At 68.1% G+C, this 19634-nt stretch carries 17 protein-coding genes; 1 reads left to right on the forward strand and 16 read right to left on the reverse strand.

All coding sequences use genetic code 11. The annotated features are described in order from the left end of the window. Positions 1 to 131 precede the first annotated feature (131 nt). The 6 genes from HV742_RS15200 to HV742_RS15225 all read right to left on the reverse strand — a co-directional run bounded on the left by HV742_RS15200 (position 132) and on the right by HV742_RS15225 (position 5082). Positions 132 to 857 carry an amino acid ABC transporter ATP-binding protein gene (locus HV742_RS15200; protein WP_175145845.1) on the reverse strand — a complete coding sequence of 242 codons (726 nt, stop codon included), beginning with the start codon at positions 855 to 857 and terminating at the stop codon, positions 132 to 134. Continuing rightward, the gene (locus HV742_RS15205) at positions 854 to 1570 is read right to left on the reverse strand and encodes an amino acid ABC transporter permease (protein WP_049071090.1); all 717 of its coding nucleotides are present in this window, start codon (positions 1568 to 1570) and stop codon (positions 854 to 856) included. Before HV742_RS15205 ends, HV742_RS15200 begins: the two co-directional genes overlap by 4 nt. Before the next feature lie 2 nt (positions 1571 to 1572). After that, the gene (locus HV742_RS15210) at positions 1573 to 2274 is read right to left on the reverse strand and encodes an amino acid ABC transporter permease (RefSeq protein WP_059269249.1); all 702 of its coding nucleotides are present in this window, start codon (positions 2272 to 2274) and stop codon (positions 1573 to 1575) included. A gap of 23 nt (positions 2275 to 2297) precedes the next feature. Further along, positions 2298 to 3125 carry an ABC transporter substrate-binding protein gene (locus tag HV742_RS15215; RefSeq protein ID WP_054420005.1) on the reverse strand — a complete coding sequence of 276 codons (828 nt, stop codon included), beginning with the start codon at positions 3123 to 3125 and terminating at the stop codon, positions 2298 to 2300. Positions 3126 to 3193: 68 nt separating this feature from the next. Next, a complete protein-coding gene (locus HV742_RS15220; RefSeq protein WP_175145846.1) occupies positions 3194 to 4411 on the reverse strand; it encodes an aminotransferase class I/II-fold pyridoxal phosphate-dependent enzyme in 1218 nt (405 codons plus the stop codon). Then, entirely contained in the window at positions 4408 to 5082 is a 675-nt protein-coding gene (locus HV742_RS15225) for an RraA family protein (RefSeq protein WP_049071097.1), read from the reverse strand. Before HV742_RS15225 ends, HV742_RS15220 begins: the two co-directional genes overlap by 4 nt. A gap of 166 nt (positions 5083 to 5248) precedes the next feature. Between HV742_RS15225 and HV742_RS15230 the strand changes: the two genes are divergently transcribed. Then, on the forward strand, positions 5249 to 6145 hold the full coding sequence (locus HV742_RS15230) for a LysR family transcriptional regulator (RefSeq protein WP_049071098.1): 897 nt from the start codon (positions 5249 to 5251) through the stop codon (positions 6143 to 6145). A gap of 1038 nt (positions 6146 to 7183) precedes the next feature. Here the strand turns inward: HV742_RS15230 and HV742_RS15235 are convergent. From HV742_RS15235 to HV742_RS15280, 10 genes are all read right to left on the reverse strand, one after another. After that, complete coding sequence (locus HV742_RS15235; protein ID WP_049071100.1) at positions 7184 to 8017, reverse strand: symmetrical bis(5'-nucleosyl)-tetraphosphatase; 834 nt, start codon at positions 8015 to 8017, stop codon at positions 7184 to 7186. Continuing rightward, positions 8014 to 9192 carry an LPS export ABC transporter permease LptG gene (lptG, locus tag HV742_RS15240; protein ID WP_049071102.1) on the reverse strand — a complete coding sequence of 393 codons (1179 nt, stop codon included), beginning with the start codon at positions 9190 to 9192 and terminating at the stop codon, positions 8014 to 8016. The genes HV742_RS15235 and lptG overlap by 4 nt, the downstream gene beginning before the upstream one ends. A gap of 91 nt (positions 9193 to 9283) precedes the next feature. Continuing rightward, positions 9284 to 10018: a monofunctional biosynthetic peptidoglycan transglycosylase gene (gene mtgA, locus HV742_RS15245; protein WP_049071104.1), complete on the reverse strand. Its 735-nt coding sequence runs from the start codon at positions 10016 to 10018 to the stop codon at positions 9284 to 9286. A gap of 4 nt (positions 10019 to 10022) precedes the next feature. After that, positions 10023 to 10886 carry a shikimate dehydrogenase gene (gene aroE, locus HV742_RS15250; protein WP_054416247.1) on the reverse strand — a complete coding sequence of 288 codons (864 nt, stop codon included), beginning with the start codon at positions 10884 to 10886 and terminating at the stop codon, positions 10023 to 10025. After that, positions 10883 to 11782 (reverse strand): TonB family protein, encoded by a 900-nt coding sequence (locus HV742_RS15255; RefSeq protein ID WP_175145847.1) that lies wholly within the window; start codon positions 11780 to 11782, stop codon positions 10883 to 10885. The genes aroE and HV742_RS15255 overlap by 4 nt, the downstream gene beginning before the upstream one ends. A 38-nt stretch (positions 11783 to 11820) precedes the next feature. Beyond that, entirely contained in the window at positions 11821 to 12909 is a 1089-nt protein-coding gene (locus HV742_RS15260; protein WP_049071108.1) for an ABC transporter ATP-binding protein, read from the reverse strand. Next, positions 12902 to 14680, reverse strand: a complete 1779-nt coding sequence (locus HV742_RS15265; RefSeq protein WP_049071111.1) for an ABC transporter permease — start codon at positions 14678 to 14680, stop codon at positions 12902 to 12904. The genes HV742_RS15260 and HV742_RS15265 overlap by 8 nt, the downstream gene beginning before the upstream one ends. Before the next feature lie 149 nt (positions 14681 to 14829). Next, the gene (locus HV742_RS15270) at positions 14830 to 15927 is read right to left on the reverse strand and encodes an ABC transporter substrate-binding protein (RefSeq protein WP_049071112.1); all 1098 of its coding nucleotides are present in this window, start codon (positions 15925 to 15927) and stop codon (positions 14830 to 14832) included. 188 nt (positions 15928 to 16115) lie between these two features. Then, a complete protein-coding gene (locus tag HV742_RS15275) occupies positions 16116 to 18602 on the reverse strand; it encodes a sensor histidine kinase (RefSeq protein WP_175145848.1) in 2487 nt (828 codons plus the stop codon). Beyond that, positions 18589 to 19260, reverse strand: a complete 672-nt coding sequence (locus HV742_RS15280; RefSeq protein ID WP_049071115.1) for a response regulator transcription factor — start codon at positions 19258 to 19260, stop codon at positions 18589 to 18591. The genes HV742_RS15275 and HV742_RS15280 overlap by 14 nt, the downstream gene beginning before the upstream one ends. Positions 19261 to 19634 lie beyond the last annotated feature (374 nt).

Here is a 19634-nt window from a genome sequence, read left to right on the forward strand (position 1 = left end):
CAGGCGGCAACGAGGTTGAGCCCGGGGCAGTCCGGAGCGAACGCTCCGGACCGCAATCGTAGCCCCGCCATCCCCCACCGACCCCGACACGCGCGCCTTAAGAACCTACCCTCAAGCGCAAAACACCCAATTCACCCCCGGATATCGGCCAGGAACTTCCGTGCCCGCTCCGTCTCCGGCCGACCAAAAAACGCCTCCGGCCCGGCCACCTCCACAATCCGCCCAGCATCCATGAACCACACGGTATCGGCCACCTCCCGCGCGAACCCCATCTCGTGCGTCACGCACACCATGGTCATGCCGTCGCGCGCCAGGCCCTTCATCACCTGCAGCACCTCGCCCACCATCTCGGGATCCAGGGCGCTGGTCGGCTCGTCGAACAGCATCACCGGCGGATTCATCGCCAGCGCCCGCGCGATTGCCACTCGCTGCTGCTGACCGCCGGACAACTGCGCCGGATACGCCTCCGCCTTGTGCGCCAGACCGACGCGTTCCAGCAACTGCATGGCGCGTTCGCGCGCCTCGGGGCGGCGGGCGCGCTTGAGTTGCAGCGGCGCCAGCATCAGGTTCTCCAGCACCGACAGGTGCGGAAACAGGTTGAACTGCTGGAACACGAAACCGATGTGGCTGCGCAGCGTGTCCAGATGGACCTTGGCGCCATAGATGTCCTGGCCGTCGACCTCGATCACGCCCTTCTGGATCGGCTCCAGCCGGTTCACCGTGCGGATCAGGGTCGACTTGCCGGAGCCCGACGGTCCGCACACCACGACCACCTCGCCGCGCCGCACCTGCGCGGTCACGTCGGTCAGCGCCTGATAGTCGCCGTACCACTTCTGCACTTCGGAAAAACGGATCATGTCGGTATCGCCTTGGGAACGGGGGCCCGGCCGGCGCGGCGGCTGCCGATGCGTCTCTCGGTCAGGTGCACCAGGGCGCTCAGGCCGAAATTCAGGATGAAATAGGTCAGCGCCAACAGCGCGAACACCTCGAACGGCTTGGTCAGCAGCACGCTGTTGATCTGGTTGGCGGCATAGGTCAGCTCCTGCACGCTGATCACGTAGGCCAGCGACGTTTCCTTCACGGTCGAAACGAACTGGCTCAGCATGCTGGGCAGCATGTTGTAGAGCGCCTGCGGCAGGATCACCCGGCGCATGGTCTGCAGGTACGACAGTCCCAAGGCGCGCCCGGCTTCCTGCTGGCCGGGCGGCAGCGCCTGGATGCCGGCGCGGATGATCTCGGCCAGGTAGGCGCTTTCGTAGCAGACCAGCGCCACCACCATCGTCGTGGTGCCCGCCACCGGCCGGCCGATGACGAGCGGCACGAAGAAGTAGGCCCAGAAGATGAACATCAGCAGCGGCAGGCCGCGCACCAGGTACACCACGGTCGAGGCCGGCCAGCGCAGCACGCGGAACGGGCTGATACGGCCCAGCGCCAGCAGGACGCCGCAGGGCAGGGCCAGCGCCAGGCTGATCGCGGCCAAGCCCAGCGTGGCGGCCAGTCCGCCGATCGGGCCGTGCGGATACTGGCCGATGAGCAGCAGCAGCCAGTTGTCTTTGAGTATGTCCCACATGATCAATGGCCTCCCAGGGGCCGGTAGCGCCGCTGCAGCAGCGCGCCGCCGCCCATGATCAGGAACGACAGCGCCAGGTAGATCGCCGTCACCACCGCATAGGCCTCGAAGGTGCGGAACGTGTAGTTCTCGATCTCGCGGCCGGCGGCGGTCAGTTCCGCCACGCCGATGGCCATGGCCAGGCTGGTGTTCTTGACCAGCAGCAGCGTCTGGTTCAGAAGCGGCGGGATGGCGATGCGGAAGGCCTGCGGCAGCACCACGCACCGCATGGTGCGCAGAAAGCCAAGGCCCAGCGCGCGCGCCGCCTCGACCTGCCCGGCCGGGATGCCGCGCACGGCGCTGCGCAGGTCTTCGCAGACGTAGGCCGACATCACCAGGCCGATGGCGATGCACGACAGGATGAACTCGCTGCCATGATTGTTGAGCCAGTCGGTGGCCGCCTGCGGCAGCAGCGCCGGCACGCCGAAATACCAGAACAGGATGTGCACCAGCATGGGCACGTTGCGGTGGAAGGCCACGTACAGCGCGATCAGCGCATTGGCCACGGGCGAGCCGGTCAGGCGGATGACCGCCAGCAGGCTGCCCACCAGGAAGGCCAGCATCCAGGCCAGCCCGGCCAGCGCCAGGGTGGTGACGAACCCCCTGAGCAGCCAGGCCGGATACTCCCCCTGGAAGATGGCGGAGAAGTCGAAGACGTAATGCATCGCAGGCTCCGGCGCGCGTGGCGTCAACCCTTGATCGCTTCGATGCGGAAGTCGCGCTTCATGTTGAACGGGGTGCCGGCGCCGAACCACTTGTCGAAGATCTGCGCGGCCTTGCCCGACGCTTCCAGGCCGTCCAGCACCTGGTTGACCTGGTTCAGCATCGCCGTGTCCCCGCGCCGCACGCCCATGCCCCAGGGTTCCACGAACAGCGCGGGTTCGAGGATCTTGGCAGGCACCGCGCTGGTCGCGGCCTGTTGCTTGAGCTTGACCAGCATCAGCTCGGAGCCGACGAAGCCGCTGACCTTGCCTTGTTGCAACGCCAGGAAGGCGCCGCTGGGGTCCTTGAAGGTCACGGGTTCGACGTTGGGGATGAACTTGCGCGCGCCTTGCTCCGACGACGAGCCGCGCACCGCGCTGACGCGCTTGCCGGCCAGGTCGGCGGGCGCCTTCAGGTCCTTGTCCGATTCGCGCGCCAGCACTTTCTGCAGGCTTACGAAATGCTGGTGCGAATAGTCGATCTGCTGCGCCCGCTCGGGACTCCATCCCAGATTGGCCGCGACCACGTCGACGCGGCCGGCGATCAGTTCGGGGATGCGGGCCTCGACCGCGATCAGCTTGAGTTCCAGCGGCACGCCCAGGCTGTCGGCCACCGCCTGGCACATGTCGACCTCGTAGCCGACGATGGCGCGGGTCTTGGGGTCCTGGAAGCTGAACGGCTCGGCCGTGCCCATGGTGCCGCAGATGAACTTGCCGCGCGTCTTGATGTCCTGCAGCGTGTCGGCGTGGGCCGCGGGCGCCAGGGTGGCGGCCAGGCCGATGGCGGCCGCGCAGGTGATGATCCAGTGCTTCATGTCGATTCCCTTGAAATATAGGTATGGGTACTGCCAACGGCGGCGGCCCCGGCGCGGGGCCGCCAGATTCAAGCCAGCCGGCCGCAGGCTTCGGCGATGCGGCGGCAGCCTTCCTCGATGTGGTCCATCGAAGTCGCGAAACTCAAGCGCAGATAGGGCGACAGCCCGTAGGCGGCGCCGTCCAGCACCGCCACGCCGGCCTCGTCCAGCAGGTACATGACCACGTCCAGGTCGCTGCGCAAGGTCGCGCCTGCCGGCGTGCGCCGGCCCAGCAGGCCTTCCACATTGGGATAGACGTAGAACGCGCCCTGCGGCCGCGGGCAGCGGATGCCCGGCACCGCGTCCAGCAGCGCCACGATGCGGTCGCGGCGCGCGTGAAACACGGCGGCGGCCTCGCCGACGCAGGCCTGGTCGGCGCTCAGCGCCACGCGCGCCGCCGCCTGGCTGATGGCGCTGACGCAACTGGTGCTTTGCGAGATCAGCGTGGCCATGGCCTTGATCAGCGCCTTGGGGCCGCCGGCGTAACCCAGGCGCCAGCCCGTCATGGCGTAGGCCTTGGAAACGCCGTTGACCGTCAGCGTGCGGCCCGCCAGTTCCGGCGCGGCGGCGGCCGGCGAGGCATGGCGCTCGTCGCCATAGGCCAGGTGTTCATAAATCTCGTCCGTCATCAGCCAGACGTGCGGATGGCGCGCCAGCACGTCGGCCAGCGCGCGCAGTTCCGCCGCGCTGTACATCGCGCCGGTCGGATTGGAGGGCGTGTTCAGCAACAGCCATCGGGTGCGCGGCGTGATGGCGCGCGCCAGCGCCTCGGGCGTGAGCTTGAAGCCGTCGGCCTCGGGGCAGGCCACCACCACCGGCGTGCCGTCATTGACCAGCACCATGTCGGGATACGAGACCCAGTACGGCGCGGGAATGATGACTTCGTCGCCGGCCTGCACGGTGGCGGCCAGCGCGGTGTAGAGCAGCTGCTTGGCGCCCACGCCGACGATCAGCTCATCGAGCGCGTAGTCCAGCCCGTTCTCGCGCTGGAACTTGGCGCGCGCCGCTTCCAGCAATGGCCGCCAGCCGGCCGACGCGGTGTAGCGGATGTCGCCGCTGTTGAGGGCGTCGATGCCGGCCTGCACGATGTGCGCCGGCGTCGCCAGGTCGGGCTCGCCGACGGTGAAGTCGATGATGTCGCGCCCTTGCGCCCGCAACTGGTCGACGCGGGTCTTGGCCGCCATGCTGGGCGAGGGCTTGATGGCGCGGGCGCGCGCCGCCAGCCGCAAGGTGTCGGCGCCGCTCATGCCAGCCCCTTGGCGGCAAAGGCCGCCTGCATCCAGCTCTGGGTGCGGGCGCCGCCATCGATCTCGGCCATGATGCGCGCTTCCTTGTCGGCATGCGCGCGCGCCGCCGCGATCAGCGCCGGCGCTTCCTCGACCGCGAAGCTCACCAGGCCGTCCTCGTCGCCCACGACGATGTCGCCGGGCTGGATCACCTGGCCGCCGATGGACACCGGCACGTTGACCTCGCCGGGGCCGTCCTTGTACGGGCCACGGTGAATGTGGCCGCGCGCATAGCAGGGAAACGCGTCGGCCTCGAACGCGCCCACGTCGCGGATGGCGCCGTCCACCACCACGCCGGCGCAGCCGTGCGCCTGCAGGTAGCGCTTCATGATCTCGCCCAGCACGGCGTTGGACAGGTCGCCGCCGGCATCCACCACCAGCACGTGGCCAGGCTGCACCTGCATCATGGCCTTGTAGATCATCAGGTTGTCGCCGGGACGGGTCTTGACGGTGAGCGCCGTGCCGACCAGTTTGCCGGCGCGGTTGTAGCGATGCAGCCCGGCGATGCCTTCGCGGCGCGCCAGATTGTCGCTGAGATGCGGCGTGACGATGCCGGCCAGCGCCTGCAGGATGGATTCCGGGGCAACGGGGGCGGCCGGCAATATGCGCGTGCCGGTGATGAGAGTGGCCATGGCGGTCTGTGTAGTCCTGAAACGAATGAGTCAGACTGCATGGTCGGCGCTTTCGGCGATCCGAAAAAGGGATTAAATTTCCACGAACTTGATCCCTTTTGGGAATATAAGGGTTAGCCCTTAACGGAAATTTCGGAATGAATCAGACCCTCCACCGGAGCGCTGTATGCTGACCTTCAAGCAGATCGAGGCGCTCTACTGGACCGTGCGCCTGGGCACGTTCTCGGCCTCGGCGCAGAAGCTGCACACCACCCAGTCGGCCATCACCAAGCGCATCCAGGAACTGGAGGCGGATTTCGACGTGGCCCTGTTCGACCGCTCCGGCCACCGCGCCGAACTGACCGCGCGCGGACACGAGGTCTTTGCGCTGGCCGAGGAAATGCTGGGTCACCGCGACCGGCTGCTGGTGCGCCTGAAGGGCCAGCACACGCTGACCGGCACGTTCCGTTTCGGCATCACCGAGATCACCGCGATGACCTGGCTGCCGGCCCTGATCCGCCTGTTGCGCGCGCACTATCCGCGCATCACGCTGGAGCCGCACATCGATCTGGGCGCGGACCTGCAGAAGCGGTTGCAGGCCGGGCAACTGGACATGGCGTTTCTGCATGGCGAATTCGCCGAGCCGGGCCTGCAGGTGGTGGCGCTGCAGCGGCTGGAGTTCGCCTGGATGGGCAGCCCCGACATGATCGACCCGAGCCGCGTCTATACCCCCGCCGACATCGCCGCCCTGCCGCTGCTGCGCCAGAGCCGGGAGTCAGGGCTGAACATGATCTACGACGGCTGGCTCAAGCCGCACACGCCGGCCAGCAACATGTTCACCATCAACAGCCTGATCGCCATGGCGGGCCTGACCGCGGCGGGTTTCGGGGTGAGTTGCCTGCCGCGGGATTATTTCGCGGAGATGGTTAGCGCCAGACAACTGGTGATCGCGCGGACCAGCACCGCGGCGCCGCAATCGGTGTATTGCGCGATGTACCGCAAGGGGGCTGATGATGCGTTTTGTGAGAGTGTTGCCGAGTTGGCGCGGAGTTGTTGTGATTTTTCTTCTAGCGGGCGGCATTGAGGGGAGGGGGTTTGTGGCGCGGGGGTGAGTTCTTAAGGCGCGCGTGTCGGGGTCGGTGGGGGATGGCGGGGCTACGATTGCGGTCCGGAGCGTTCGCTCCGGACTTCCCCTTCGTCATCCTCGTCCGCCTTCGGCTCCCTACGGATTCCCTCGGGCGCATCTACACGCCCCGCCATCCCCCACCGACCCCGCCACGCGCTCGCGATGAGACGTAATGACGGTCGCTGGGGCGGGTGGTGTGCTTGGCGTTTTGGCGCACAACGGGGGGGGAGGGAAAGGTCTTGCGGGGCCCGCCGCAAGCCGGCCGCGCGGGCGGCCTTTTGCGGCTTACGTGGTGTCTTGCGTCGGAATGATGACGCTTCCTGCAGGGCGCCTCACTGACCCCTCTCGCTGCGATAGCATCAACAGACCTGATCTAAACGACGATCAGGCTTTTAATGCCTTAAGCACAAAAATACTGACACTCCCCTCGCGGGTGGAAAGGCCCCCATCCGACGCGATTGCACGGCTATCGGCACCAGGAAAAGGGCGCTATCCGGTGCGATTGCGCGGTTGCCGGCACCACGACTGTTGTGGGCGGCGCACGCGCTCGTCACGCGCAAGCCAGCCCCCACCGCGCCGCCATTACCCCCCTCTCCTTCGGAGCGGAACCACCAGAAAACCGCTCGCCACCCGCGCGCAGCGCACCCGCCCCACTTTCAAATGCACAGACGCCCATCGTGGCCGCCCGCGCGGCCGCGATGGGCAGCCCCGCAAATTCCCTTCCCCGCCCCCGGCTCTAGCAACGCGACAAGCCCAGACGCACGTAGCCCCTCGGGCGGGCGGACCCGATGGCGGGCAACCTCGATGCGCCCGACGGAATCCGAAGGAGTCGCCGAAGGCGAGGACGAGGATGAGGCAGGGGAAGTCCGGAGCGAACGCTCCGGACCGCAATCGCGGGCGCCCGCCATCGGGTCCGCCCGACCGAGGGGCGACCTACGAAGCCGCCCAACGAAGCCCCCCCCAAAGGCCCCAGCAACCACCGCCCCGCAAGCGCCTTCACTCAGACAACGGATCCTGAAACTGCGAACACTTAACCTGCACCAGCTTCCGATCCTGCAACCGCAACGCCGTCAACGCCCCGCCCCACACGCATCCCGTGTCCAGGCAGATCACATCGGGCCGCATCATCAGGCCCAGCGTCGACCAGTGGCCGAATACCGTCGTCACGTTGCGTGTCGCGCGGTTCGGCACGTCGAACCAGGGCACCAGGCCCGGCGGCCACGCGCCCGGCGTCACCTTGGTGGCGAACTCCATGTGGCCGTTCGGCGTGCACAGGCGGATGCGCGTCAGTGCATTGATGATCACCCGCATCCGCTTGCCGCCCTTGTGGTCTTCCTTCCAGGTGGCCGGCTCGTTGCCGTACATCTTCTGCAACGCCTTCTGCCAGTTCGGGCCGCGCAGCGCCTCCTGCACCTCGGCCGCCAGCGACAGCGTCTTGGCCACGTCCCACTTGGCCAGCGTGCCCGCGTGCACCATCAGGTGGTCCTGCTCGAAATGCGCCAGCGGGCGCGAGCGCAGCCAGTCGATCAGGTCGGCCGAATCCGGCGCCCGCAGGATCTCGTCGAGCGTGTCGGACTTGGACGGTTTGCGCACCCCGGCGGCGGCGGCCAGCAGGTGCAGATCATGGTTGCCCAGCACCACCGTGGCGCGCTCGCCCAGGTCGATGATGCGGCGCAGCGTCGCGAGCGACTGCGGGCCGCGATTGACCAGATCCCCGGCGAACCAGAAGCGCGATTGCGGGTCGCCGACCAGTTCGGGATGGGACAGCAAGCGATCCAGCGGCGAGCAGCAACCTTGCACGTCGCCGATCATCCAGATACTGCCGTTCATGCGGGACTCTTGCTCCAGGGCCAACGTTGTTGGACGATTCGGGTGATGGTGTGGCGGTACTCCATGTAGCTCATGGCGCCCAGCGCCAGGGCCATGGCGCCGATGTTCGGCCCCAGGGCGGTGAGCCAGGGCGGCCACTTACCCAGCATGCCGACGTTCAGCGCCAACTGGTTGAGCATGAAGAAGCCCACGCCCAGCAGGATGCCGATGAACACCTTGGCGCCCACGCCGCCGCGGCGCGTCTGCATCAGGCCGATGGGGGCGGCGATGGTGATCATCACCAGCAACGTGAACGGATATGCCAGTTTGCGCCACAAGGCGACAACCTGTCGACCATATTGCAGCTGGTTGTTGCGCAAATAATCCACATAGTCGAGCAGCGTCACGATCGACATGCGTTCGGGCGTCAGGACCCGGGCCAGCAGGCGTTCGGCGCTCAAGGTGGTATCGACGGTGCGCTCGGGCACCTTGACCACCACCGCGGGGGGATTCTTCGGCGGGCGGGCGTCGGCCAGCGCCTCGGCGGCGTTATCGTCCAGGCGCGTCTCGGCCACATCCTTGAGCACCAGGTCGCCATGGGCGAACAGGCCGGTCGGGGCGGTCGACAGGACGGACAGGGTCAGGTCCTTCTTGAATTCGTACAGGGTGACGTCGGTGACCTGGCCGTCGCCCTTGAGTTCGCCGATGTTGATGATGCGGGTGCCGCCGTTGGCCGTGGGTTCCTTGAACCAGTAGCCGCTGTTCAGGCGGTCGCCGCCGGCCTTGCCGCGGAACATCAGGTTGGCCTCGCCGGACTTCATCTCGGCCCAGGGGGTGACGTACTCGGACAGCAGGGCCGCGCCGATCATCAGCGGGATGGTGACGATCCAGAGCATGCGCAGCAGGCGCATGCCGCTGACGCCCGAGACCCGCAGGATCACCAGTTCGTTGCGCTGGGCCAGGCCGGCCAGCGCCAGGATGGCGCCGATCAGCAGGCCGATGGGCAGCAGGTCGTACAGACGGGTGGGGATGGCCAGCGCCTGCATGTACAGCAGGGCCATCATGGAGAACTTGTCGCCCACGTTGTCCAGGTCGTCCACCAGCGCGAAGAACGTGAAAAGGCCCAGCAGGGCCATGAGGACCACTGCACAAGAGCGATAGATCTCGCGGGCCAGGTAGCGACGTGCGGTACGCATGAAAAAGGGCGAAGTAGCGCTAAACGTGAAAGCTTAACAAATCCGGCCGTCGAGGGTGGGCCGTGACCTGTCGAAGCCGCCGGTTTCCGTGTCAGGGAATGTCAACCATCTGCATGCGCCGGGTCAGGGTGTAGACGCGGGAATTCAGGTAATTCGAGTTGCGGTGGCTGTCATAGAAGCGCGGATTGGGCAGCATGGCCGCCAGCCGGGCCGACTGGGCGGCCCCCAGGCTGGCCGCCGGCACGTTGAAATAGTGCCGGGCCGCCGCCTGGGCGCCGAACACCCCGACGCCCCATTCCGCCACATTCAGGTACAGCTCCAGGATGCGCTCCTTGCTCATGACGTGTTCGATCATGTAGGTCAGCACCAGTTCCTGGCCTTTGCGCAGGTAGCTGCGGGAACTGGACAGGAACAGGTTCTTGGCCAGCTGCTGGGTGATGGTCGAGCCGCCGCGCATCTTGCTGCGCCCGGCCGCCTCCTGTTTCTGGTTGTATTCCCAGGCCTTGCGGATGGCGTCCCATTCGACGCCATCGTGTTCGGTGAAGTTGGAATCCTCGGACGCGACCACCGCCAGCTTCAGGCTGCGGTTGATCTTGTCATAGGGCACCCACTCGTATTTCAGTTGGAAATCGGGATTGCCGTCGCGCAGACGCGATAGTTCCTCGCGCATCACCGCGCTGCTGCCCGGGTTCTGGTAGTTGTACCAGACCACCAGGCCGAACAGCCAGAACTGGTACAGCAGCACCGCGCACACCAGCGCCATCAGCGTGCCGGTGATGATCCGGAACCAGGAGCGGCGCTTGCCGCTCTTGCCGCGGGCGGCCATTGGCTCAGTTCCCGGCCATGAGCGCCTCGCGCAGCGCGGCCAGCACCGGGGCGGGGTCGGGCCGCACGCCGTGCCAGATGAAGAAGCTCTCGGCCGCCTGGCCCACCAGCATGCCCAGGCCGTCGGCGGTCAAGGCGGCGCCGTCCTGGCGGGCCTGGCGCATGAACGCCGTCGGCTGGGCGCCGTACATCATGTCGTAGGCGGCCGCGCCCTCGGCGTACAGGCCGGCGGGCAGGTCCGGGGCGGCGTCCTGCAGCCCGCTGGCGGTGGCATTGACCACCAGGTTCCAGCCGCCGGGCTGGGCGGCGTCGGCCAGCCCGCCTGCGGTGACCCGGGTCTGCGGCTCGGCGCCGGTCTCGCGCCAGCCCTCGGCCAGCTCCAGCGCGCGGGCGGCGGTGCGGTTGACGATATGGATGCGGGCGCAACCGGCCTGCGCCAAGGGCTGCAGCACGCCGCGGGCGGCGCCGCCGGCGCCCACCAGCAGCACCGAGGCGCCCGTCAGGCGCACGCCCAGGCGCAGCAGATCGGAAACCAGGCCCACGCCGTCGGTGTTGCAGCCATGCCAGGCGCCGTCGCGCCAGGACAGGGTGTTGACCGCGCCGGCCAGCCGGGCGCGGCTCGACAGGCGGCCCGCGGCCAGCGCGTAGGCGTCCTGCTTGAACGGCACCGTCACATTCAGGCCCAGGCCGCCCTCGGCGGCAAAGGCGGCCACGGCTGCCGTGAAGCCGTCCACCGGCGCCAGCAGGCGCTCGTAGCTGAGCGGCTTGCCGGTCTGGCGGGAAAACAGGGCGTGGATCTGCGGCGAGCGGCTGTGCGCGATGGGGTTGCCGATCACGGCATAGCGGGCAAGAGGGGACGCCTCGGTCATGGGGCTTCGGTTTCCAGGGTGTCGTTGACGAAATGCCAGGTGCGGGTAATGACCAGCACGTCGGTATCGCGCGCGATGTCGGGCGGGAAAGGCGGGAAGGGCGCGGCCAGTTGCACGATGCGGCGCGCGGCCTGGTTCAGCACGGCGTGCGGCGAGGGCTGGTCGATCTCGACGTTGGCGATGCTGCCGTCGGCGCGCACCGACACGGTGATGCGCAGCGAACCATAGATGCGGCCGCGCGCCTCGTCCGGGTAGTGCTGGGTGCCGACCGTCTCGATGCGGGTGCGCCAGGCGTCCAGGTAGGCGGCATAGCGCGAGGCTTCGGCCGAGGGCGCCACGAACTGCTTGCGCGGTTCCGCGCTGTATTGCTGGACCTTGGCCGCCAGGGCGGCGACCTGGGCGTTCTGGATGACGCTGGCCTGGTCCTCGGCGTCCTTGCCGCGGTCATTGCCGTCGGGCCAGGGGTTGACGGCCTGGCGCTCGGCGCCGGCCTTGTCGGCCGCCCGCAACTGGGTCATCAGGCGGGTCTGCTCGGCCTCCAGCTGGACCTGGCGCTTGCGCATGGCTTCGAGCACGATGGTCTCGGCCGAGGCGCCGGTCTGGGGCAGCGGAGTGGTGGACAGGCCGCGTTCGGCGTTGCCGCCGCCGCTCATCTGGTTCTGCGCCTGGGCCCGTGGCGCGTCGGGCGGGGTTTCGCTGCGCGCATTGAGCAGCACGATTTCCAGACTGGCCGCCGGCGGCCGCGACAGGGCGGGCGCGCCGAAGCGCCACGCCAGGGCGCCGGCGTGCACCAACAGCGAAATCGTGAGGCCGATGCGCAGGTAATGCTGGGCGGGCGCGCCCAGCCACCGCAGCGGACGGCTCAGCGGGGGAGGGGAGTCAGCGACGTGTTGCACGCACGCATTGTAGAGCCACTCCGCCCGCCGCCGTCACCTTACTTGGCCGGGCGCGGGAACACCCAGACCTTGTCCGCCGGCAGGGCCAGGCGGCAGGGGCCGGGCTCGCGGCCCTCGGGGCCGTAGGCGCGCAGCGCCAGCGTGTTGGCCGGGTCCGCATCGGGGGTGCGGAACAGGTATTCCCAGCGGTCGCCCAGGTACATGCTGGTCAGCAGCGGCATGTCGATGTGGTTGCCGTCGGGGTCGTCCGCCAGGCGGACCTGTTCGACCCGGATCACGGCGGTGGCGTCCTGGCCCGCGGCCACGCCTTCGCCGGCCTTGCCCCACAGCGCCCAGCCGCGGCCCTCGATGCGGGCGCGGCCATCGCGCACTTCGGTGACCTTGCCGTCCAGGCGGTTGTTGCTGCCCATGAATTCGGCGGTGAACAGCGTCGACGGCGCGCCGTACATCTCCTGCGGCGTGCCCTGCTGCTCGATCTTGCCGTTGTTCAGCAGCAGGATGCGGTCGGAAATGGCCATGGCTTCGCTCTGGTCATGCGTCACCATCAATGCCGAAAGGCCCAGGCGGATGATCAGCTCGCGCAGGAAGGCGCGGGCCTCCTCGCGCAGCTTGGCGTCCAGGTTGGACAGCGGCTCGTCCAGCAGGATCACGGGCGGGCTGTACACCAGCGCGCGGCCGATGGCCACGCGCTGCTGCTGGCCGCCGGACAGCGCGTGCGGATGGCGTTGGCCGAGCTTGCCCAGGCCGAGCTGGTCCAGCACCGCCTGTACGCGTTCGCGCACTTCGCCCGAAGGCACCTTGCGCAGCTTGAGCGGGTAGGCGACGTTGTCGAACACGGTCTTGTGCGGCCACAGGGCATACGACTGGAACACCAGGCCGAGGTTGCGCTCCTCGGCCGGGATCTCCTGGCGCGCGGCGCCGTCGTAGACGGTGCGATCGCCGATGGTGATGCGGCCGCGCTTGGGGCCTTCCAGGCCGGCCACGGCGCGCAGCAGGGTGGTCTTGCCGCTGCCCGAGGGGCCCAGCAGCGATACCACTTCGCCCTGGCGCAGTTGCATCGACACGCCCTTGAGCACCGGGTTGTCGCCGTAATCCAGGTGCAGGTCTTCTACAGAAAGCTCAATCATGAAGTTTGACTCCGAATCGCAGGGCGATGCCCAGGCCGATCACGACCAGAACGATATTGATGAAGGAAAGCGCGGCCACGATGTCGATGGCGCCCGAGGCCCACAGCGACACCAGCATGGAGCCGATGGTCTCGGTGCCGGGCGACAGCAGATAGACGCCGGTGGAGTATTCGCGCTCGAAAATCAGGAACATCAGCAGCCACGAACCGATCAGGCCGTACTTGGCCAGCGGCACGGTGACGTGGCGCGTGACCTGGCCGCGGCGCGCGCCGGCGCTGCGGGCGGCTTCTTCCAGTTCGGGGCCGACCTGCAACAGTGTCGACGAGATCAGTCGCAGGCCATAGGCCATCCAGACCACCGTGTAGGCCAGCCACACGCTGAAAATGGTGCTGCGCATCGAACGCAGCCATTCGACGAAGTTCTCGCGCGCCCACTCGGCGAACGGCAGGCCCGACAGCCAGCCGCCCAGGTCGGCGTCGAGCGCGTTGTCCAGCCACATCGGCACGAACAGGAACACCCACAGGAACGCCAGGCCCGCCAGCAGGCCGGGCACGGCGCGCGGCACCAGCACGCTGTAGTCCATGAAGCGGGTGACGTTGTCCGGCTTGCGGTGCATCGCCAGGCCGACGAAGGTGTAGCAGATCACCGCCAGCGCGCCGCCGAAGACGCCGATGGCCACCGAGTTGACGATCGCGCGCATCAGGTTGGGCTGCGAGAACACCGTGCGGAACGCGTCCAGCGACAGCACGTCGAACAGCGACACGCCCATGCCCCAGTTGGACACGAAGGCGCGCAGCAGCACGCCCAGCAGCGGCACCACGATGGTGACCAGCAGCCAGAACGCCACCACGCCGCCGGCCACCCAGCGCCACTTGCCCAGCGGCAGCGGACGGGCGCGCGAGGCCTTGCCCTTGACGGTGACGAAGCGGTTGGCGGTGCGCATCAGGCGGCGCTGCAGCATGACCAGCGGGATCGTCATGCAGATCAGCACCACGGCCACCGCGGCCATCAGGTGGTACGAGGGGATGCCGAGCTTGTTGGTCAGCTTGTACAGGTACGTCGCCAGCACCAGGTTGCCTTCGGGGTCACCCAGCACCAGCACCAGGCCGAACACTTCCAGGCCCAGGAAGAACAGCAGCACGGTGGCGTACAGCATGGCCGGGCGCACCATCGGCAGGCTCACCGACACCATCACGCGCAGGGGCGAAGCGCCACTGACGCGGGCCGCTTCCTCGACGTCCGAGCCCATGCTGCGCAGCGCCGACGAGATGTACAGGTAGGCGTGCGGCACGTGCGTCAGGCCGGCGATGATGACGATGCTGGTCAGCGAATACACATTCCAGGGCACAAAGCCCAGGATGTTCTGCGCCCAGGTCGAGAAGAAGCCGACCGGGCCCGCCGCCACCACGTAGCCGAAGCCCAGCACCATCGGCGACACGAAGATCGGCACCAGGATCAGCGGTTCGATCCAGCGCCGGCCCGGCAGGTCGGTGCGGATCATCAGGAACGCCAGCATGCCGCCCAGCGGGATGGCGATGATGGCCAGCCCGAACGCCAGGATGAAGCCGCTTTTCAGCGCCTTGTAGAAATCGGGGTCCGCGAAGATGAAGCGGAACGCATCCAGGCTGAAGACCTTGGACGGCGAAAAGAAGGGCGCGGATAGAAAGCTCTGGATGATGATGAACGACAGCGGCACGTAGATGGCCAAGGCTGTGATCAGCACCACCACGCCGCGTGGCAGGGACTGCCATTTTCTGCGCAATGACTGCATGGGGAAAATCCTGTTATCTCGATAGACGCGGGTCGCGCCCACTGGCCATGAACACCCGGGCCACGGGCGGCCTGGCGGGCGGCGGTGCTACGCCCTCCCGCGTGCTTGCGGCCGGGGGCGCGCGGCCCCCGGCGGTACCGGCGACAGCCTTACTTGCCGGCGGCGGCGCGCCAGTCCTTGATGAACTGCAGGCGCTTGTTCTGCTCCAGGTAGTCCAGCAGCGTCTCGTTGACCGGGATCGGCTTGAGCGAGGCGCCCAGCTTCTTGGTCATGCCGTCGACGTCGTTGTCGCCTTCGATGTCGTCGCGGACCGAGGCCAGGTCGGCCTGGTTGGCCATGATTTCCTGGCCCTTCTGCGACAGCAGGTAGTCCATCCACAGCTTGGCGGCGTTGCGGTTCTTGGCCTTCTTGCTGATGAACGCCACGCGCGACAGCACCAGCGCGTAGTCGGTCGGGTAGGCCACGCCCAGCGACGGGTCGGTCTTGGCGCGGGTCTCGGCGTACGAACCCAGGATGTTGTAGCCGATCAGGTTCTCGCCCGACGACACGCGTTCCATCATGGTGCCGGTGGACGACTGCACGATCAGGCCGCCCTTGGCGATGTCCTTGAGCGTCTCGAAGTACTTGGGATCGTTGGCCTTGTCCTGCACGGCCAGCATGAAGCCCACGGCCGACTTCTCGATGTCGTAGGTGGTGACCTTGTTCTTGAACTTGTCCGGCTGGCTGGCGATCAGCTTGGCCAGGGCGCCGTGCGTGGTCGGCACTTCGTTGGCCGGGATCAGGCGCTTGTTATAGATGAACACCGCCGGTTCGTAGGTGGTGCCATAGGCCGAATCCTTCCACACCGCCCAGGCCGGCAGCTTGGCGATTTCCGGCGACTTGTACTGCAGCGCGTAGTCGGTGGCCAGCTTGAGGGCCGAGTCCATCGACGAGCTCCAGACGATGTCGCCGCTGCTGCCGCCCGCCGCCTGCTCGCTGATGTAGCGGTTGTACAGCTCGGTGCTGTTCATGTCGTTGTATTCGACCTTGATGCCCGGGTACAGCGCTTCGAAGCCCTTGATGATGGGGCCGGCGGCCTTGGTGTCGGTAGTCGAATAGATCACGACCTTGCCTTCCTTCTTGGCGCCGTCGAGGATCTTCTGATAATCGGCCGGGTAGCCCGCGGGAACCGTTTGGGCGTAGGCGCTGCCGGCGGCGATGGCGAATGCAGCGGCGCAGGCGGCCGCCAGTCTGGACTTGGCAAGCATGTCTTGTCTCCGTTTGGATTTGGTATCGACAGGCGCAAGGGCCTGCTTGGCGCCCATCTTAGGTTTCGGCGTCTGTCGTCGTCCTGTCATGGCGCGACAGCCGGGGTAGGGGTAATCCCGGTGTCCGCGGCGGGCGGCGGGACCGATGGCCCGCTCGCGGACGCGGCGGGAGGAGCGGTCGCCGCGCCCTAGGGCCGTTCAGGCGTGTCGGTGACCAGCCGGATCCAGTTCTGCACGAAGCGCGAATGGCGCCGCTGGTCCAGCCCTACCAGCAGCGCGGGCGACAGCACCACCGGCTGCACGATGCCCTGTGAGCGCGCCAGCACCGCTTCCGAGGTCCAGCGGCCGGGGGTGTCTTCCATGATCGACCCCAGCGCCGCGTGGCTGGAGGCCACCTGCTGGCCGGCCGGCGACAACAGCCAGTCGACCAGCGCGCGGCCCAGGTCCGGGTTGGGCGCGCGCCGCGCGATCAGCACCGAGCGCGCCAGCACCAGCACGTAGTCCTGCGGGAACACCACGCCGATCTTGCTGCCCGCCGCCTGGCGCGACAGGGCGTAGGAACCGAGGATGTTGTAGCCCAGGTCCATCTCGTCGTTCTCGATGGCGTCGAGCAGTTCGGCGCTGGTGGCCGACAGCCGCACGCCGACCTGGCCGAAGGCGTTGGCCAGGCCCCAGAAGTTCGACGACACCAGCTCGTCCTGCTCGGCCATCAGGTAGCCCACGCTGCTGCGCGAGATGTCGTAGGTGCCGACGCGGCCATGCAGCCGAGCACGGTCGTGCTCCAGCGTGCGCAGCAGGTCCTGGCGCGAGCGCGGCACCGTGGCCTCGGTGTAGCGCTTGGGGTTGTAGACGATCACGGCCGGCTCGAAGGTGAAGCCGTAGACCTCGTCGCGCCACACCGCCCACGAGGGCAGCTTGGCGGCGTAGGGCGAGGCGTAGCGCTGGGCATAGCCGTCGTTGGCCAGGCGGATCTGCAGGTCCGAGGCGGAGCTCATCAGCACGTCCACGTCCTTGAGCCGGTCCTCGATGGCGGCTTCGTACAGCTCGCGGCTGCCCATCTCGCGGTAAACCACCGTGACGTCGGGCCGCTGTGCCTGGAAGCCAAGGATCAGCGGCGCCACCACCGGCGTGTCGGTGGGACCGGCGATGGTCAGCACGCGCGACGACGGCTGCGGCGCGGGATAACGGGTGACGACCTCGGGGATCCCGGCGGCGCGCACGTCCGCGGGCGCGGCGGCCAGCAGCAACAGCGTTGTGCCGATGGCCCCGAGCAATCCGGCCAGGGCGCGGCCCGCGCGCTGCCGCGCCAGCGGCAGGATGACGCGCGCCGACAGGCCGCCGCCGGGGCGGTCCTGCAGCCACAGCGAGCCGCCGTGCGCCATGGCCACCGAGCGCACGATGGCCAGGCCCAGGCCCGAGCCCGGCTGCGATCCGCCGGCGCGGCCGCGCGTGAAGCGTTGCTGCACGGCGTCCTTTTCGTCGTCGGCGATGCCCGGGCCGCGGTCGGACACGGTCAGCGCGACCCGGTAGCCCGCCACCGGCGTCGCCTGGATATCGACGGTGCCCTCGGGCGCATAACGCAGCGCGTTGTCGACCAGATTGCGCAGCATTTCCCGCAGCGCCACGCGGTCGCCGGCGATGCGGGCGCGCCGCACCTGCGGCGCGATTTCGATGCGCAGCCGCTGCGCCTCCAGCGGACCGATGCGGCGGCGCGTTTCGTTGATGGTCTCGGCCACGCCCACTGGCGCGCGCGCGCCCTTGCCCAGCCGGTGCGTGATGGTGGCGTCCATCAGCAATTGATTGATCAACTGGCTGGCGTGGGTGGCGTTCAGGTGGATGCGGCCCAGCCGTTCGCGCAGGCGCTTGGGATCGGTTTCATCCAGCGCCACCTCGGCCTGGGCGCGCAGCGAGGCCAGCGGGGTGCGCACCTGGTGCGCGGCGTCGGCGACCAGGGTATTGAGGGTGTCCATGATGCCCGACAGGCGTTGCATGAAGGCGTTCAGGGCCTCGACCAGCCGCCGCACCTCGGTCGGCACCGGCGTCACCAGCGGCGCCAGGTCGTCCGGCGCCCGCTGCCGCAGTTCGCGTTCGATCACCGCCAGCGGCGCGAAGGCGCGTTGCACGCCGAACCACAGCAGGCCCAGCGCCACCAGCGACACCACCACCAGCGGCAGCACGCTGCGGCCCAGGATCTCGTCGGCCAGCTCCTCGCGCGACCCCAGCGTCTCGGCCACCCGCACGGTGACCCAGCCGGCATGCTGGCTGGCCGACACCAGCCGTCCCACCGTGGCCACGCGCACCGGCTCGTCGTGGTAGCTGAGGTAAGTGAAGACCGGGGTGGCCGACTGCGCCAGCGGCAAGCCCGGCGCCAGGTCGGCGTAGCCGGTGATGAGGCGGCCGTTGGACGTGCGGGCTTCGTAGAACACCCGTTCGCTGCCCGACAGCATGGCCAGCGACGATACCGGCGGCTCGACGGTGACACCGTTGTCCTCGATCTGCACGGAGCCGGCAATCGTCAGCGCCGACGCCGCCAGCAACCGGTCGAAGGCCTGCTCGGCGGCGCGCTGGGCGTAGTCGCGCAGGAAGAACACCAGCCCGATCAGCGCGCAGGCCAGCAGCACCGCGCCCAGTGTGAAGACGCGGCGGCGGATGGAGGCGCTTTCAGGCAGGCTCATGGCTGCGGGCCTGGTAGCCGACGCCGCGCACGGTGACGATATCGATGGAAGCGCCGGCCAGCTTCTTGCGCAGGCGCGAGATCAGCAGTTCCAGCGCGTTCAAAGATCCATCATCCAGGTCGAACAGCTGGTTCATCAGCCGTTCCTTGGCGACGGTCTGCCCCAACTTGCCCAGCAGGATCTCCAGCAGCCGGAACTCGCGCCGGCCCAGCTCCAGCGGCGCGCCGGCCAGCGTGACGTGGCGATTGGCCAGGTCCAGGCTCAGGTTGCCGTAGGCGGTGACGCTGCTGGTCTGCCCGGCCGGGCGCCGCAGCAGGGCGCGCAGCCGGGCTTCGAGTTCGCGCAGGTCGAAGGGTTTGACAAGGTAGTCGTCGGCGCCCAGGTCGAGCATGTCGATCTTGTCTTCGATTTCGGAACGCGCGGTGACGACGAGCACAGGCGCTTCGAGCCCGGCCGCGCGCAGTTCGCGGATGACGCTGAAGCCGTCCTTGCCGGGCAGGTTGATGTCCAGCACCAGCGCGTCCCAGGTTTCGTCCAGCCCCCAGCGCAGCGCGGCGACGCCATCATGCACCCATTGCACGCTATGGCCCGCCGAGCGCAGCTTGCTCTCCACGGCATCGCCCAGGTCGAGGTTGTCCTCGACCAGCAGAATGCGCATGTCCGTCCTCCGATATCGATTGTGATTTTTTCGGGAGTTTAACGGGAGGCTTTGATGCTGTCGCTGTCGGGGGGGGTGGTGTTCTTTTGGCCGCCCGTGGCGTCGGCGGCCGGCGGGGCGCGGGGCTACGATTGCGGTCCGGAGCATTCGCTCCGGACTTCCCCGTTGTCAACCTCGTACGCCTTCGGCTCCCTACGGTTTCCCTCGGGCGCATCTACACGCCCCGCGCCCCACCGGCCGCCGACGCCACGGGCTACGGCGTGATCACTTCACCGGCGCGGGGGCGAATCGTGTGCTTGGCGTTCTGGCGGCAGACCGGGTCGGGACGGAAGATTTGGCGGGGCCGCCAAAACCGGCCGCGCGGGCGGCCTTCT

The sequence above is a fragment of the Achromobacter ruhlandii genome (assembly GCF_902859695.1).
Taxonomy (GTDB): domain Bacteria; phylum Pseudomonadota; class Gammaproteobacteria; order Burkholderiales; family Burkholderiaceae_B; genus Achromobacter; species Achromobacter ruhlandii.

Excerpts from the sequence above, each read along its gene's own strand:
- mtgA (WP_049071104.1), bottom strand. The coding sequence starts at position 10,018 with ATGGCCGCCCGCGGCAAGAGCGGCAAGCGCCGCTCCTGGTTCCGGATC.
- HV742_RS15220 (WP_175145846.1), bottom strand. The coding sequence starts at position 4,411 with ATGAGCGGCGCCGACACCTTGCGGCTGGCGGCGCGCGCCCGCGCCATC.
- HV742_RS15225 (WP_049071097.1), bottom strand. The coding sequence starts at position 5,082 with ATGGCCACTCTCATCACCGGCACGCGCATATTGCCGGCCGCCCCCGTT.
- HV742_RS15260 (WP_049071108.1), bottom strand. The coding sequence starts at position 12,909 with ATGATTGAGCTTTCTGTAGAAGACCTGCACCTGGATTACGGCGACAAC.
- lptG (WP_049071102.1), bottom strand. The coding sequence starts at position 9,192 with ATGCGTACCGCACGTCGCTACCTGGCCCGCGAGATCTATCGCTCTTGT.
- HV742_RS15270 (WP_049071112.1), bottom strand. The coding sequence starts at position 15,927 with ATGCTTGCCAAGTCCAGACTGGCGGCCGCCTGCGCCGCTGCATTCGCC.
- HV742_RS15215 (WP_054420005.1), bottom strand. The coding sequence starts at position 3,125 with ATGAAGCACTGGATCATCACCTGCGCGGCCGCCATCGGCCTGGCCGCC.
- aroE (WP_054416247.1), bottom strand. The coding sequence starts at position 10,886 with ATGACCGAGGCGTCCCCTCTTGCCCGCTATGCCGTGATCGGCAACCCC.
- HV742_RS15210 (WP_059269249.1), bottom strand. The coding sequence starts at position 2,274 with ATGCATTACGTCTTCGACTTCTCCGCCATCTTCCAGGGGGAGTATCCG.
- HV742_RS15275 (WP_175145848.1), bottom strand. The coding sequence starts at position 18,602 with ATGAGCCTGCCTGAAAGCGCCTCCATCCGCCGCCGCGTCTTCACACTG.
- HV742_RS15235 (WP_049071100.1), bottom strand. The coding sequence starts at position 8,017 with ATGAACGGCAGTATCTGGATGATCGGCGACGTGCAAGGTTGCTGCTCG.
- HV742_RS15280 (WP_049071115.1), bottom strand. The coding sequence starts at position 19,260 with ATGCGCATTCTGCTGGTCGAGGACAACCTCGACCTGGGCGATGCCGTG.
- HV742_RS15265 (WP_049071111.1), bottom strand. The coding sequence starts at position 14,680 with ATGCAGTCATTGCGCAGAAAATGGCAGTCCCTGCCACGCGGCGTGGTG.
- HV742_RS15230 (WP_049071098.1), top strand. The coding sequence starts at position 5,249 with ATGCTGACCTTCAAGCAGATCGAGGCGCTCTACTGGACCGTGCGCCTG.
- HV742_RS15200 (WP_175145845.1), bottom strand. The coding sequence starts at position 857 with ATGATCCGTTTTTCCGAAGTGCAGAAGTGGTACGGCGACTATCAGGCG.
- HV742_RS15205 (WP_049071090.1), bottom strand. The coding sequence starts at position 1,570 with ATGTGGGACATACTCAAAGACAACTGGCTGCTGCTGCTCATCGGCCAG.